This window comes from Rasiella sp. SM2506 (assembly GCF_050859505.1).
In the GTDB taxonomy this organism is placed as follows: Bacteria; Bacteroidota; Bacteroidia; order Flavobacteriales; family Flavobacteriaceae; genus Marinirhabdus.
Genome location: NZ_CP193934.1, coordinates 766222 through 781406 on the forward strand (window position 1 = coordinate 766222; position 15185 = coordinate 781406).

Sequence of the window (15185 nt, forward strand, 5' to 3'; positions counted from 1 at the left end):
ACTGTACGGTTCTTTCTTGTATAAATCTATTTCTTATACTACATCTTCCACGTTTGTTCTTATGTAATTCATCGCTTCTTTAAACGATTTTACAATACGTTTTTCTGGAACTAGATCTGGTATTATATCAATAGACTGCATCATTACTTTAGGTTGTTTTTGAAGACTAACTAAAATAATTTTCACATTATTTTGTCTCAACCGAAGTAATGTTTCTTCCATAGCATACAATCCGGACTGGTCAATATAAGGTACTTTCCCCATCCTAATAATTAAATGAGTTGCAGTGGTAGGAATTCCTTTTGCCAGTTCTTGAAAATCGCTGGTATTTCCGAAGAAAAGAGGACCGTCCAATCTTTTAATAAAAACTTCTTCTTTTAAATTTTGCGGAAAGTTTGCTTCATCATTCCAAGGAAGTGTAAGTTCATCTGCATTCCCTAAAGGCACCAGTTTTGAACGTTGAGCCGAAACATCTCCAATCTTTTTCATAAAGATTAAAGAAGCGAGTACCAGTCCAATTCCTACAGCATACACTAGATTCCAAAAAACTGAAAGCAAGAGTACAACGAGCATGACAACAATTTCACTCTTTGGCATATTTGGAATAGCTTTTAAGCCTTTATAATCCATCACACCAATTCCTACGGTAATTAAAATACCTGCGAGCACAGCTGCAGGAATTTGTGAGGCAACGGGCCCCAAAGCCAATAAAATTACCAATAACAATATGGAAGCTACCATACCTGAAAGTTGCGTAGTTCCTCCAGAATTAATATTTACCACGGTTCTAATTGTAGCACCTGCGCCAGGAATACCTCCAAATACAGAAGCAATACTATTACCAATTCCCTGTCCTATTAATTCCTTGTTGGGGTTGTGTTTGGTTTTGGTCATATTATCTGCGACTACTGAAGTAAGGAGTGAATCTATCGCTCCTAAAAAAGCCAACGTCATTGCCGTAAATATATAGGGTGAAATTTGTCCTATACTAAAATTGGAAAACATAGTTAAATTAGGTAATGGAAATCCGCCTGGTATTTGATCAATAGGCTGATAGTCTAATTTTAATAAGAACGCTCCTGCAGAAACCACTAAGAGAGCTACCAGTGTTGAAGGAACCGCTGTGGTAATCTTCTTAAATCCAAAAATAATGAGAATGGTTAGTGCCGCCAATCCAAACTCCAGCCAGTTAATATTTTTGAGGGCTCTTGGCAGTGTTTTAATAGACCCTAATACACCAGAGCTTGCTGCTTTTGCAAGGGTTACGGACTCCATTTGTATATCATTATCTGTGATACGTTCGGCACGATTCACCGTTTCCTTAAAATCTTCAAGCACCAAAATTCCTTCTCCAGCCTCTTCTTTTAAAATTTTATCCAGTAAGACCTCTTCGGCAGCGGGTTTAAACTCTGCTATAAACTCTTCATCGCTATTCGCATAATACCCCATCATAGGTAATAATTGCGTCACCAATATAATAATTCCAATAGCCGTCATAAATCCAGAAACTACAGGATAGGGAATATACTTTATATATTTTCCCAATCCGAGTACTCCCAACATTACTTGCATAAGCCCCGCCAGAAGGAACACCAATAGTATAAACGGAAGTGCTTTTTCTACGTCCCCATCGTTGGCAGCAATAATACCCGCAATAATTACCATAGATACAGCCGTCATAGGTGCCGTAGGACCCGATATCTGAGTTTTAGTCCCTCCAAATAAGGAAGCAAAAAAACCAATAAATATGGCGCCATATAATCCAGCGTCTGGACCTAAACCAGACTGTACACCAAAAGCTAATGCCAATGGCAAAGCCACAATACCAGCTGTGATACCTCCAAAGATATTCCCTCGAAGATTTGTAAATATATTTTTGAACATTCTTTTTTTTATTTTTAGTTATAAAACTCTACTTCACCATTTTCCACATCGTACATAGCGCCTACTATTTTTATTTCACCGTTCTGCTCCATTTCGGAAAGCACAGAACTATCTTCACGCATATTCTCTATTGTTTTATGAACATTTACCTTAGAAACTTCATTTACAAACTCAAGGTTTGCAGAGGTTCTTTCGGCAGCATTGGAGGGTTCTTTTACATCTTTTACAGCAGGCTTAATCTTGGAGATTAAACTGGTAATGTTCCCCAATTTAACGTCATCACAAGCGCCTTTAATGGCACCACAGGATGTGTGACCAAGCACTACAACCAGTTTAGAACCTGCTACTTTGCACCCATATTCAATACTTCCTAAAATATCTTCATTCACAAAGTTGCCTGCTATACGCACACTGAAAATATCTCCTAACCCTTGGTCAAAAACCAATTCAGCAGACACGCGAGAATCTATACAGCTTAATATAACTGCAAAGGGAAATTGCCCATCGCTGGTTTCATTTACCTGTTGTAATAAATTTCTATTGGCTTTTAAGTTATTTTGAAAACGCTCATTACCTTCTTTCAAAAATAATAGTGCTTTACTTGGAGTTAGAGTTGACTGTGTTTCTTTTGTATGTGTTTTCATAGTAATTTTTTTTAAATAATTAACGTAACTCATTTATCAGTTAAGATAAATAGTCACTTAAAATAAAATATGGAACAGATTTAAATTTCTGTTTAAAGGTACTTTATACCGTTTGTTCGGGAGGGGGAGAAAAAGTCTCTTGTGCAAGAGAATTCCAAAAATGATTGGTGGTACCAAAATTCATTTCAACACGTGACTCAAGAGTGGATGAAAACTTTAAGATAGCTTGCTTGTGTGAAGGATATTCTTTAAGACCAAGTTTATAAGTGTCTGAAGTCTCTTCTTCATTCATTGAGAACAAAGCTGAAAGATTTGTGTCAATATTACAAAAAGTAACTAGTGCCGGTGTAAGAATACACCATGAAAAAATAAGTAGAAAAAAAATACTTTTTAACTTCAATACTTCAAATTTATTAGACAATTGCAAAAATAGCACTTGAAAGCTGTATTCCTGTTAAGCAAATCTTAAATCTATAACCTTTTCAGATCACTGGCTGGAATCCAACCATCTTTTCCGTTTGCAAGTAGTACGTGCACCCAACTATCTTCCTGTGCAGTAATCTGTACCTTGGTGCCCTCATTCAGCATAAAGGCAGTATCACTTCCCATATTGGGTTCGCTTTTAGCTTCGGTACTTTCTGAAAAAATAATGGCTGGCTGGTCATTTAATACGTCACTATAGGTTTGATACGCCATCGCTAGACCAACTAACAATACGAATACAGAAACGATAGAAGTAGTAAAAAACAACCGCTTTTTAGCTTCTGCCCCTGCAAACCAATAACTTAAAAATAAGATAACAAATAGTATGGCGCCTGCCACTGCTGTAATAGCCCACCCATCATAAGTTAATATGCCGGCCAATTGTTCGTACCACCTTTTAAAAATGGTTTTGGGCAATGGCTCTATGGCATCAATCCTTGCGTTTTCGGCAAATTTTAGATTGGTTTTAATGTCTTTGTCGCTGGGAGCTAATTGCAGTGCCTTTTCGTAATAGTAAATGCTTGGCGCTACATGGTTCATTTTATAATGTGCGTTTCCTAAATTAAAATACAATTCGGCAGAATGCTTCCCATTATCCAATACTTTTTCCCAGGAATTTATAGCTTCTTGAAATTTTGCATTTTTATAATGTTCTTTCCCCTGATCAAAAAGCGCATTATTTTGTCCCCAACCTAAAGCTGAAACTGATACCAAAAGTAGGAAGAGTAACTTTTTCATCTTACTTAATTTGTTTATCTATGGTTGAAATAATACGAGCTGCCTTTTCATAATCCTGCTGCATCGCTACTTGACTCGTTGGAGTGTATCTTGCATATTCACAACTTTTAAGCACCAGTATAAATTCTGAAATTACTTGCGGTTGCACTTGTTTTTCTTCCAGCAATGCTGAAATTTTCTCTTTGCTGAAATCGCTCGTTTCAATAGTCAATTTCGCTTTTAAATAATTGTGGAAAGCTCGTTCTAGTGATTCGTAAAAAACCACACGATCGTTCATGTTTTTCTTGGCTTCTCTCAAATATTTTTTCGCTAGGCGATCTGCTTTCCGAAGTCTGTTTCCTGCTACATCTGCCAATCTTTCTCTACGTTTTCTGCCTGCTACAATACACAATGGAATTAATAACATAGGACCGCCCATGAGCGACCAGAACAAAGTAGACTTAAAGAAGGGCACCGTCGCAATTGGCTCCAAATTGGCGTCTAGCTTGATAAACTCAAATTGTGCATCTTCTAAGTTGTCTGTCGCTATCGCAGTTGTGTTTTCAGCAGGGGTTGTGTTGGCAACGGGACCATTTTCTACGTTAATGAATATCTCTTCACTAGATAAAGTTTCGTAGCGCTCTGTCTTTGGATTAAAATAAGAAAATGTAATAGGTCGTACAGGATAGTTCCCTTTAAACTGTGGTACCACTGTATATTTTTCGGTAATATTCCCTCGCATTCCATCACTTTGTACAGTTACTTGATTATCGCGTTCTGGCGTATACACTTCTAAAGCACTTGGTAGTTTTAAACTTGGGAGATCAAATAATTTTAAATTCCCTTTTCCTGAAATTTTAGTGGTAAGTTCTAAGGATTCGTTGGCATCTAAAGTAGTTCTATTAGATAGCACTTGAAACTGAAAATCGCCTACTGCGCCTGTAAAATCGTCTGGTTTTCCCTGAACAGGTAATGGCTTCACAGTAATAGTTCTGCTTCCCGCCGAAACTGTTTTATTCACCCGAACCATGCGCTGTCTTCCAAAAATGTCGCGTTTATTGCTTCGTACATCCACGGGAATATCCAGCGTAAGTGGCTCAATTTCGAGCTCACCTGATTTTTGAGGATACAAAACAGTAGAGCGCAAAATCACAAAGCGATAGTCCTCACCTTGATATTTTCCATCGTAAATTTTATAATTGCCCTGATTGTTAATATTCTGGCTCCAGAAATCGGCATATTTTGGTGAGCTTACCTCTCGCCAATTACTGGTAATACTCACATCATGCGAAACATATAATTTGTAAGTAACCGTAATCGCTTCACTTAAATAAGGGCTGGAATTTGAAATTTCAGCCACTAAATGTACATTCTCATTTGCTAAATATTCTGCATTGCTCCCATCGTTTGAAATGGTAACAGCATTACCCACACTTACTGTTATCGGAGAAGTTTTATACGTTTGTCCTGCAATTTCAATCGTGGCTTGGCCAATGGTGGCATTTCCTTTTTGAAGTGGTGACAAGAAGTAGGAATAGGTTTTAGAATAACTTCGTTTGCCGTTAAAATAAGAATTGCTAATAGCCTGATTGGGACCACCCACCACACGGAATCCTTCAAAATCTGGCGGATTAAAATTATCGCCATCCTGGTTCATCTCAAAATCTACACGTAATCGCTCATTAAGACCTAGCTTTTTCTTGCTCACTTTCGCCTCAAAAGTCACCTGTGCTTGAGCAATACCACCAAACAACAAAAAACAAACTATGAATAAAAAATGAATCTTTTTCATTACCAATCTTTTTCAGATATTACTTTGGCGCCTTTTTGTTTTTTGGCGTTTATTTTTTCCTGAACCTTTTGCTCTTCATTGTTCATAGCTTCCAGGAGGTTTTTAATTTGTTGTGGCGACATTTGCCCGGGTTGAGGCTGTTGTTGTTTCTGGTCGCTTTTGTCTTTTTCTCCTTCGTTAGGCTTGTCTGGTTTTCCTTTGTCTTCTTCATTTTCGCCTTTTTTCTCATCATCTTTATCGTCGCCCTTGTCCTTATCTTCTTTTTCGTCGCCTTCATTTCCTTCCTTATCTTTTTCTTCTTCGTCTTTCTTGTCTTGTTTATCTTCGTTCTTGTCGTCTTTATCCTGGTTTTTATCCTGGTCTTTATTGTCCCCATCGCCCCCTTTTGGTGGGTTTTTCTCCAACATGTCTTTTGCTAAGGCAAGATTGTACCGTGTTTCATCGTCATTCGGGTTATTTCTAAGCGCATTTTTATAGGCATCTACAGCATCTTGATATTTCTTAGAATTCATATACGTATTTCCAAGGTTGTGGTAGGCACCGTGTTTATCACTTTTTGAAGTTGCCACAGCTGCCGCTTGCTGAAAACGACTCATCGCTTCGTCATTTTTCTCCTTATTATAATAGGCGTTTCCTAAATTATATTTTGCAGTTTCACTTTTCGGATTTATGGCAATGGCTTTTCTGTATTCTGCTTCACCTTCCACAAAATTATCATCGGCTAGCGCGAGACTAGCATCGCTTACCAATTCTTTGGTTTCACGGAGTAACTGTCTTTCTTCTTTTTGTTTGTCCTTTTCTTTCACTTGATCTTTTGCTTGCGCGGAAATTTCCGCAGAAAAGCATACGACCATTATATATGCAAGTAACTTTAAAATATTCTTCTGTGTCTTCATTTTATGTATCGGCTTCATTAAACAAATTCAATTTTTTGAGCCAGGCGGTTTTGCGCTCCAGCAACAATATATCCAATACTAACAAAAATAATGCCCCAGCCAAAAACCACTGAAACTGGTCTTTAAAATCTGTAAATTGCTTAGAGTCGAATGTCTTTTTGTTCATACCATTCAGAATAGCTGTCACGGTTTCAACTACTTCCTTAGTGTTATTTCCCGGAATGTACACTCCGTTACCTTCTTCGGCAATTTGTTTTAGAGTTTCTTCTCCCAGACGGGTAGTGACCTGTTCGTTATTTTGGTCGCGCTTGTAATATTGTAAAATACCATTTCGTTTTATGGGAATGGGGCCTCCTTTTTCGGTACCCACTCCAATAGTATAAATTTTTATGCCGAGCGCTGCGGCTTCTTCGGCAATACTTTCACTGTTTCCTTCGTGGTCTTCACCGTCGGAAATAATAAAGAGCACTCTGTTTGCCTGTTCTTCATCATTATAGTAGGTCTTTGCCATTTGGATTGCCTCGTTGATGGCGGTTCCCTGGCTGGAAACCATATCGGTATTCATATTATTCAAAAATAATTTTGCAGAAGAGAAATCGGTTGTAATAGGCACCTGCGGAAAGGCACTTCCTGCATACCCAATAATACCAATCCTGTCGCCCCCAAGGCTGTTTAAAATCTGCGTAACGAGTTGTTTGGATTTTTCAATACGGCTAGGTGCGATGTCTTCGGCCAACATACTTTTTGACACATCCAGGGCGAATACTACATCTACGCCTTCACGTTTTACATTTTCAATTTTAGTTCCAATCTTTGGGTTAACGAGTCCAATTGCCAGACAAGCAATTGCCAGACAGAATATAAATACCTTTAAAATGGGTTTAAAAACAGAACGATTTGGGCTCAGTTTTTTTAGTAAATCAGTATTTGAAAATTTCTTTTGCGTTTGTCGTTTCCAAATGAGCACACCCATAAACAGCAATACAATCACTGGGATAGCTAGCAGTAGGTAAAAGTATATGGGTTGTTCTAGTTGATACATTTTTTATTATTTTCCTTTGGAAAATTATTATCTATTAGTATTCTTTATTACACAAAACTTCGAAACACCGTATAGCGCAATAACCACTCTAGACCTAAAAATATGAGGGCAAGTAGTACTAGCGGACGGTATTTTTCGTCATAACTCTTGTATTTTAATTCTTCTATATCTGTTTTTTCTAACTTGTTAATCTCTTCATAAATCTCGTTAAGCTTAGTGGTGCTCGTAGCTCTAAAGTATTGTCCGTCTGTTACTGTAGCAATTTCTTTAAGTAGCGCTTCATCTATATTTACTTGTTGCATACCGTATTGAAAAGTATTATCTGGCTTTAAACCAATAGGACTTAGCGCCATTCCCTTGCTACCCAAGCCTATGGTGTATACTTTAATACCAAACTCTACAGCAAGTTCGCTTGCAATTTTGGGGTCTATAAAACCGCTGTTATTTTCACCATCTGTCATTAAAATGATGATTTTACTCTTTGCTGTGCTTTCTTTTAATCTATTTACAGCCGTTGCCAGACCCATCCCAATGGCGGTTCCTCCTTCAATGATGGTATTATATTCTATGGTTTTTAGTGCTGAAAGCACGATGCCTTTATCACTCGTCAACGGCGTTTTGGTATAGCTTTCTCCTGCATATTCTACCAAACCAATTCTATCGTTAGGACGGTTATCTATAAACCTGGCAGCTACTAATTTTAATGCTTCCAACCGATTGGGCTTTAAGTCCCGCGCCAACATACTTGCTGAAACATCTACCGCAATTACTATATCTATCCCTTTGGTGGTTTTTATTTTGGTGCTTTCGTCTACCGTTCTGGGTCGCGCCATGGCTACAATGATGGCTGCCAATGCCAATAATCGCAATACAAATAGCAAAGGGCGTACGTTTGCCAACCAGTTCTTCCCGGTTTTAAAGCCTTTGATACTAGAAATTTTTAACGCAGCCGTTTGTTGCTTTCGTTTCCAGAGATACCAAAGCACCAGCAATGGCAGCAACAATAGCAGCCAAAATAATTGCGGATGTACATATTCAAACTGTTGCATTAGTTGTCTTTGGTTTCTTGTATTTCTAGCTCTACTGAATTGATAATTCTATCCTTAATCCCTACTGAAAAACGCCCATCGTTTTGATACACTACCAACACTGTTTGCACACCATTTTGTTGTGCAAAAAGTAATAACTCATAGTAACTCTGGTCTTTTAAGACTTTATTATTTCCTACTGAAACATTAAACTGCCCGTAAGCTTTCAATCCTTTAATTCCTTTTTCGGTTGAAAATTCTTCTCTTTTTACAATCATATTTAAAGCGCCGCGCCGTTCCAATTCGGTAAGTGCTGCATCCATTAATGGATCCAGATTTACATCTTCCTGTGCATTTTTGGTTTGCGTAGTACTTACCAGAACATACAACGGATCTGTTAAACTTCCTGCACTAAAAACATTTGCACTGCTTACCACTATGTTTTCACCATCTGGGATTTCTATATCGGTTCGAACCAGAATTTCTGGAGTTTCCAGAATTATTTGTGGGTTTCCGTATTCACTTTTATACCAGCGACCTTCAGCCAGGTCTCGGTATTCATTTCCTAAAACATCATCTTTTAACGTATCGAACCCGTTAATGCTTCCGTAAATAGCTCCTGCTAAAATTAGTGCAACCAACACTCCAACGCCTGCGTAGACATACTTTCTGCGCTGTTTCTTTTGGCGTTGTTGTTCTAAATAGATTTCGTTTTCTAGTAGTTCTTCTTCGGTGGGTTCGGGTACTGCTTCGTGTGTGTGGTTGATAATCTCTTCCACAGCGGCACGGTCTTCTTTTGCCTGTGTTTCGGCTTGCTGCATCTTGGCAAATTTCACCAAATCGGCTCGCTTTAAAATACCATCCAACCGCTTAATATCGTCCATTTCAAAGTCGAAATTTCCTCCGTCTTTCAGCAACTGTAATCGGGCAATCAATTCGTCTGATGTACTTTCCAACGCGGTTTCATCTACTTCTCGATCTAAATACCGTTTTACAATTTCGGTTAAATGCGAATAGTATTCTTTGCTTTTGTTTTCTTTCAGATAGGTCGAACTATCCAATGTTTGTAGGGCCACCAACGCTTCCTCATAGGGAGGCAATTGTTGCTCTTTGGCATCTTTAATCTTTTTTCTTCGGAAGAAAATATAGGCGATAACTCCACCTATAACCAGCAATCCAATAAGCCAGGGCAACCATTTCCAAAAGTCGAAAGGTGGTCTATCCACCTCAACTGCCGGCTTTATCTCAAACATTTTTTGTTGGGTCGTATCTACAGCAACATCGCGTACTTCAACTTGTATAGAATCTAAATTGAAAACTTTCTGATTAATAACAATCCGTTGTGGCGGAATGGTATAGGCTCCAGAATCAAACTGAGTGAGTCCATATTTTTTAATGAGGCGCATTTTCTTAGCCTCAAAGGTGGTATCTACCTTATAACTTTCAATTACTTCCAAAGGCAAAAACGTTTGTCCTTCCGGGAAAACAACCAGATCTGTTGTGTCGGCCTCTACATAGACATTGTATCGAATCTCTTCGCCAATACGGATTTGGGTGGTGTCTACCGAGGAGGTTACTTGGGCGTTGGAAATGAGAACAAAGAATAGAGAACAAAGAACAAAGACCCTTCGGTACACTTTTGATCGTGCCTCACAAAAGCACTCAGGGACCTGAGGTAATAAATTATTAATATTTTTCAAATTGTACTTCGTCATTAGTAAATCGTACTTTTATATTCCCCTTTTTGGGGGCTAGGGGCTTATCTTCTTTTAAAATATCCTAATAATTTCTTGACGTAGCTCTCGTCTACTCGGCAGCTTATGGCGCCGGCTCCACTTTTGGTGAAGGCTTCCTGGAAATAAGCTACTCGTTCTCGGTAATAGCTATTATAATTTCTGCGAACACCTTTGGAACCTGTGTTCACAAGCATTAATTCGCCCGTTTCTTCATCTTGCATTTGCACCATTCCCAGATTTGGCATTTCTTCTTCTCTACGATCGTACACTCGAATACCAGTGACATCATGTTTTCCAGAAACGATTTTTAGGGAATCTCTGTAGCCATCTGTGATAAAATCGGAAAGCACAAAAACGATGGCTTTTTTCTTCATCACATTGGTAAGATATTTTAGGGCTTGTGAAAGATCTGTTTTTTTACTTTTTGGTTTAAACTCCAATAATTCGCGGATAATTCTTAATACGTGGCTTTTCCCTTTTTTCGGTGGAATAAACAATTCTATTTCATCTGAAAAAAGTATCAATCCCGTTTTATCGTTATTTTGCATTGCTGAAAATGCTAGCGTTGCAGCAACTTCGGTAATAATTTCATTTTTAAACTGGTTATCGGTTCCGAAGAATTCTGAACCCGAAATATCTGCCATCAACATCAACGTTAGTTCGCGTTCTTCTTCAAAAACCTTTATAAAAGGTTCATTATAGCGGGCGGTTACGTTCCAATCTATATTTCGAACATCGTCCCCAAATTGATATTGGCGCACTTCAGAAAACGTCATCCCACGACCCTTAAACGTACTATGATACTCGCCACCAAACACATGGTCGCTTAAGCGCCGCGTCTTGATCTCGATTTTACGTACTTTTTTTAAAAGCTCTTTGGTATCCATTTCTTGATGTACGGTATACGATTTTAGATGTACGATTGTTTCAATCGTACATCGTAATTCTACAATCTAAAATCCCTAAGGGACCTCTATTACATTTACGATTTTCTGAATGATATCTTCTGAAGTTACATTCTCTGCTTCGGCTTCGTAGGTGATGCCAATACGGTGACGTAGCACATCTTCTACCACAGCACGGACGTCTTCAGGAATCACATACCCTCTTCTGCGGATAAAAGCATAACATTTTGCCGCCATCGCTAAGTTGATACTTCCACGGGGAGATGCTCCAAAACTGATTAAGCCGGTAAGTTCTGAAAGACCGTACTTTTCTGGAGTTCTGGTAGCAAAAACAATGTCAAGAATATATTTTTCAATCTTTTCGTCCATATACACTTCTCTCACGGCAGCTTGTGCACGCTTGATCTGGTCTATGGTCACCACCGGATTTACTTTTTCAAAATCGCCTTTTAGATTCTGGCGCATAATAAGTTGCTCATCCTGTAAGAGTGGGTATTTAATGACTGTTTTTAGCATAAAACGGTCTACTTGCGCTTCAGGTAATGGGTAGGTTCCTTCTTGTTCTACTGGGTTTTGAGTAGCCATTACTAAAAATGGTCTGTCCAGAATAAATGTTTCTTCCCCAATGGTCACCTGCTTTTCCTGCATCGCTTCCAAGAGGGCAGATTGTACTTTGGCAGGCGCACGGTTAATCTCATCTGCCAATACAAAATTGGCGAAAATAGGCCCTTTTTTAATACTGAAATCGTTCAGTTTCATATTGTAGATCATCGTTCCCACAACATCTGCGGGCAGCAAATCTGGTGTAAACTGTATCCTGCTAAAAGTCCCATGAACAGCTTTGGAAAGTGTATTAATGGCTAGGGTTTTTGCCAATCCCGGCACCCCTTCCAGTAAGATATGTCCCTGGCCTAAAAGCCCAATGAGCAAACGCTCTACCATTTGCTTCTGGCCAATGATTACTTTATTAATTTCCAGCGTAAGAATATCAACAAAAGCGCTTTCTTTTTCAATTTTTTCGTTCAATGCGCCAATGTCCAAGGCGGTGGTGTTTTCTTCCATAATAGTAGATTCTTTTTCTATTGTAAGCTATGTGACTATTAACCACGCAAATTGCCTATTTATTATGGCAATTGTTGTTAATGATTGGTTAAAAAGACGAAGAAAATTGATAAACATTTCATCTCATTCTGGAAGTTGTAAATTTAAAAAAGTATTAGTGTTTGTTATAATTCGAAATTTTAAAAATTAACCATAAAAAAAGGGACACTTTCGTATCCCTTTAGTACCATTAACTATCTCATTTTTTATTTAACAGCCAAATCTACTGTTCCCAGTGCTGTTACTTCGCCAATCTTCACCTCAACGTCCTGAAAAGTTTCTACTTTATCAGTAGTTGACGTTGTTATTGTAACGGTATAAATTCCTTCTTCAAAACCTTTGATAAAAAACTCTCCATTTTCATCTGTGGTTCCTGTAATCTTTTCTTCAGAATTTGAAGCTATTATTTTAATTTCTGCATTGGGTGCAATTACACTTCCCATAATCGCGCCGTCGGTTTTAACGGTTAGATTTGCAGTAACGGGTTGTTCAAAATTGCTTTTTTCTTTTGCAGTGTTACTACACGCAAAAACAACCATCATAATTACTATTAAAAATGCTCCGTACTTTAATAGGGATTGCATTGTTCTCTGGATTAATAATTTTTCTCTGCTCATGGTTTCTTAAATTTTATAGAGTAAAACTACTAGTTCACTGGTAGCTTAGGCATCTTGTTAACATTGATTAACGGAATGTTTAACCCCTATTTAACTATACAAAACGTTAAAAAGAAAGCGATGTTTGTAACAAACATCGCTTGTAAGATTGATTCTATAGAGTATAGGGACTAAAAAACAATTCCATCAACTTCGGTAACTGCGCCAACTCCAACTTCTACGCCAGTAACTACAATAGGTGGAAAACCTAAATTTGCATCTGCCTCGTACGTTAAAGTATACGTTCCGGCTGGCACTCCGCTTAGTACAAATATTCCTAAGTTATTTGTAAAAGCAGAAACTTCAGTGTTACCATTTTCAGCAGTTACTAGTGTTTGAACTCCGGCAGGAAGCACAGCTCCTGTAATGGCACCAGTATTGGCTTCAGTAGAAGCTCTAATAACTGGTTTTAATAAATAGCCTCCATTTCCTTGCGTTACAATTGATTTGTCCACATCGAAATCTAGAATAAATTCATAGAAGACTCCACCTACCAAGGTTTCATTTACGTTAATCTTTAATCCAGATTGTTGGGCACTTGGGGTTTGTAGGGGAAAGGTGTCGCCGTCTACAACAATCGTATTATTTTCTCCCAGAATAAGTCGAATCTGGCTAATATCTCCAGCGGGGATTTCGTCATCTACCAAAAGTACAGAGACACCTCCTGTAAGTTCAAGCAAATCATATACTCCTGCGTTAATATTACCAATGGCAACTTCTTCTTCACCGCCATTGTAGGTAACTACAACATCTTTCACATCTATAAAAACTGAGTCATAATCTCCGGGGGCATCAACTAATTTTACCGATACTCTAGCCATCTCTTGTTCTGAAGTGGTGTTGTCATCATCACCACTGCACGCTACTAGGAAGGCAAGTATACATATACTTGCGATTCCAAATACAAATTTTTTCATTTTTTGTTATTTTAGGTTTGAACCGCAATTATAGTGATTAGTTCTTTTCGCAGAGATTACCTTAACACCTGTTAACAATGTAATTAACCTGCGCTTAACTTTAAGATACGTTTCAGAATCGCTACATTTAAGCTGAAAATCTACACCTATGAATATAAAAAACAAAATTGTCCTTATCACAGGAGCCACCAGCGGTATTGGTCGTGCTACAGCCTATCTTTTTGCAGAAAATGGCGCCAAACTTATCCTCTGCGGAAGAAGACAAGAACGTTTAGAAACCATTGCCAAAGAACTTTCCAAACTAACCGAAGTACACACCCTTCAGTTCGATGTGCGAGACAAGGAAACCGTTTTTAAGAAAATTGAAAGCCTTCCTAAAGCATTTTCAGAAATAGACATCCTTATCAACAACGCAGGAAATGCACACGGATTAGACTCCATTCAAAACGGAAATGTTGATGATTGGGACGCAATGCTGGACATTAACGTAAAAGGACTCTTATATGTGAGTAAAGCGGTTTTACCAGTAATGCTTAAAAACAATTCTGGACATATCATCAACATTGGTTCCACCGCAGGGAAAGAAGTATATCCCAATGGCAATGTGTATTGCGCCAGTAAACACGCGGTAGACGCAATTAACCAAGGGATGCGTCTAGACCTAAATGGAAAAGGAATACACGTAGGCGCCATAAACCCAGGCTTGGTTGAAACAGAATTCAGTGAAGTACGTTTTAAAGGTGACACCGATAGAGCCGAAAAAGTATACCAAAATTTTACCCCATTGCGCCCCGAAGATATTGCAGACATCCTATTATTTGCTGTCACCAGACCCCCACACGTTACTATTGCAGATTTAACCGTAATGTGTTTGGATCAGGCAAGTAGTACTATTGTCAATAAGGCTTAATTATTATAGAATTTCCTGCGGAAATTCTATTGTTATTTCATAAAGCAAGCTTTATTTCTATTTTTTATTGATTATTAAAATTATGTCACACTACAAAACATTTGAGGAAATGGAAATTTACGTTTTAGCTCGTAAATTAAGTAACGATGTTTGGGACTTAATAGTTTCTACACCTTTGGGTAATGATTTTAAGTTAAGAGATCAAATTAATGCATCTTCAGGTTCTGTGGTGGACAATATTGCCGAAGGCTTTGGTCGTGGTGGGAATAGAGAATTTATAAATTTCTTAAGCTATTCAAGAGGTTCTTGCCTTGAAACTAGGTCTCAAATTATTAGAGCTTATGATCGAAGACATATATCTTCTGAAGCCTATCAAGAACTCTATGATGCAACTCTCAACTTAGAAAATCAAATATCACGGTTTATGAACTATTTAAGGATATCAACAAAAAAAGGCTCCAAGTTTGATTAATA

The 15185-nt window shown here is 38.1% G+C and carries 15 protein-coding genes; 2 read left to right on the plus strand and 13 right to left on the minus strand.

Annotated features, from left to right (window positions below; translation table 11 throughout):
- Positions 1-33: 33 nt before the first annotated feature.
- From ACQ2HF_RS03555 to ACQ2HF_RS03615, 13 genes are all read right to left on the minus strand, one after another.
- A complete protein-coding gene (locus ACQ2HF_RS03555) occupies positions 34-1884 on the minus strand; it encodes a SulP family inorganic anion transporter (RefSeq protein WP_432412148.1) in 1851 nt (616 codons plus the stop codon).
- A 14-nt stretch (positions 1885-1898) separates the two neighbouring features.
- On the minus strand, positions 1899-2528 hold the full coding sequence (locus ACQ2HF_RS03560; RefSeq protein ID WP_432412149.1) for a carbonic anhydrase family protein: 630 nt from the start codon (positions 2526-2528) through the stop codon (positions 1899-1901).
- 103 nt (positions 2529-2631) lie between these two features.
- Positions 2632-2928, minus strand: a complete 297-nt coding sequence (locus ACQ2HF_RS03565) for a hypothetical protein (RefSeq protein ID WP_432412150.1) — start codon at positions 2926-2928, stop codon at positions 2632-2634.
- 71 nt (positions 2929-2999) lie between these two features.
- A complete protein-coding gene (locus tag ACQ2HF_RS03570; protein WP_432412151.1) occupies positions 3000-3749 on the minus strand; it encodes a tetratricopeptide repeat protein in 750 nt (249 codons plus the stop codon).
- Position 3750: 1 nt separating this feature from the next.
- Positions 3751-5520 (minus strand): BatD family protein, encoded by a 1770-nt coding sequence (locus ACQ2HF_RS03575; RefSeq protein WP_432412152.1) that lies wholly within the window; start codon positions 5518-5520, stop codon positions 3751-3753.
- Entirely contained in the window at positions 5520-6434 is a 915-nt protein-coding gene (locus ACQ2HF_RS03580; protein WP_432412153.1) for a tetratricopeptide repeat protein, read from the minus strand. Before ACQ2HF_RS03580 ends, ACQ2HF_RS03575 begins: the two co-directional genes overlap by 1 nt.
- Positions 6418-7458: a vWA domain-containing protein gene (locus ACQ2HF_RS03585; protein WP_432412154.1), complete on the minus strand. Its 1041-nt coding sequence runs from the start codon at positions 7456-7458 to the stop codon at positions 6418-6420. Before ACQ2HF_RS03585 ends, ACQ2HF_RS03580 begins: the two co-directional genes overlap by 17 nt.
- Before the next feature lie 47 nt (positions 7459-7505).
- Entirely contained in the window at positions 7506-8507 is a 1002-nt protein-coding gene (locus ACQ2HF_RS03590) for a VWA domain-containing protein (RefSeq protein ID WP_432412155.1), read from the minus strand.
- A complete protein-coding gene (locus tag ACQ2HF_RS03595) occupies positions 8507-10201 on the minus strand; it encodes a hypothetical protein (protein ID WP_432412156.1) in 1695 nt (564 codons plus the stop codon). Before ACQ2HF_RS03595 ends, ACQ2HF_RS03590 begins: the two co-directional genes overlap by 1 nt.
- A 44-nt stretch (positions 10202-10245) precedes the next feature.
- Positions 10246-11109: a DUF58 domain-containing protein gene (locus tag ACQ2HF_RS03600; protein ID WP_432412157.1), complete on the minus strand. Its 864-nt coding sequence runs from the start codon at positions 11107-11109 to the stop codon at positions 10246-10248.
- A gap of 75 nt (positions 11110-11184) precedes the next feature.
- Positions 11185-12189, minus strand: a complete 1005-nt coding sequence (locus ACQ2HF_RS03605; protein ID WP_432412158.1) for an AAA family ATPase — start codon at positions 12187-12189, stop codon at positions 11185-11187.
- Positions 12190-12434: 245 nt separating this feature from the next.
- Positions 12435-12845: a hypothetical protein gene (locus tag ACQ2HF_RS03610; protein WP_432412159.1), complete on the minus strand. Its 411-nt coding sequence runs from the start codon at positions 12843-12845 to the stop codon at positions 12435-12437.
- 170 nt (positions 12846-13015) lie between these two features.
- Positions 13016-13801: a DUF4382 domain-containing protein gene (locus ACQ2HF_RS03615; RefSeq protein WP_432412160.1), complete on the minus strand. Its 786-nt coding sequence runs from the start codon at positions 13799-13801 to the stop codon at positions 13016-13018.
- A gap of 148 nt (positions 13802-13949) precedes the next feature.
- On the opposite strand from ACQ2HF_RS03615, the gene ACQ2HF_RS03620 reads away from it, so the two are divergent.
- Together ACQ2HF_RS03620 and ACQ2HF_RS03625 are read left to right on the plus strand one after the other, a co-directional pair.
- The gene (locus tag ACQ2HF_RS03620) at positions 13950-14711 is read left to right on the plus strand and encodes an SDR family NAD(P)-dependent oxidoreductase (protein ID WP_432412161.1); all 762 of its coding nucleotides are present in this window, start codon (positions 13950-13952) and stop codon (positions 14709-14711) included.
- A gap of 82 nt (positions 14712-14793) precedes the next feature.
- Positions 14794-15183 (plus strand): four helix bundle protein, encoded by a 390-nt coding sequence (locus ACQ2HF_RS03625; RefSeq protein WP_432412162.1) that lies wholly within the window; start codon positions 14794-14796, stop codon positions 15181-15183.
- Positions 15184-15185: the final 2 nt, after the last annotated feature.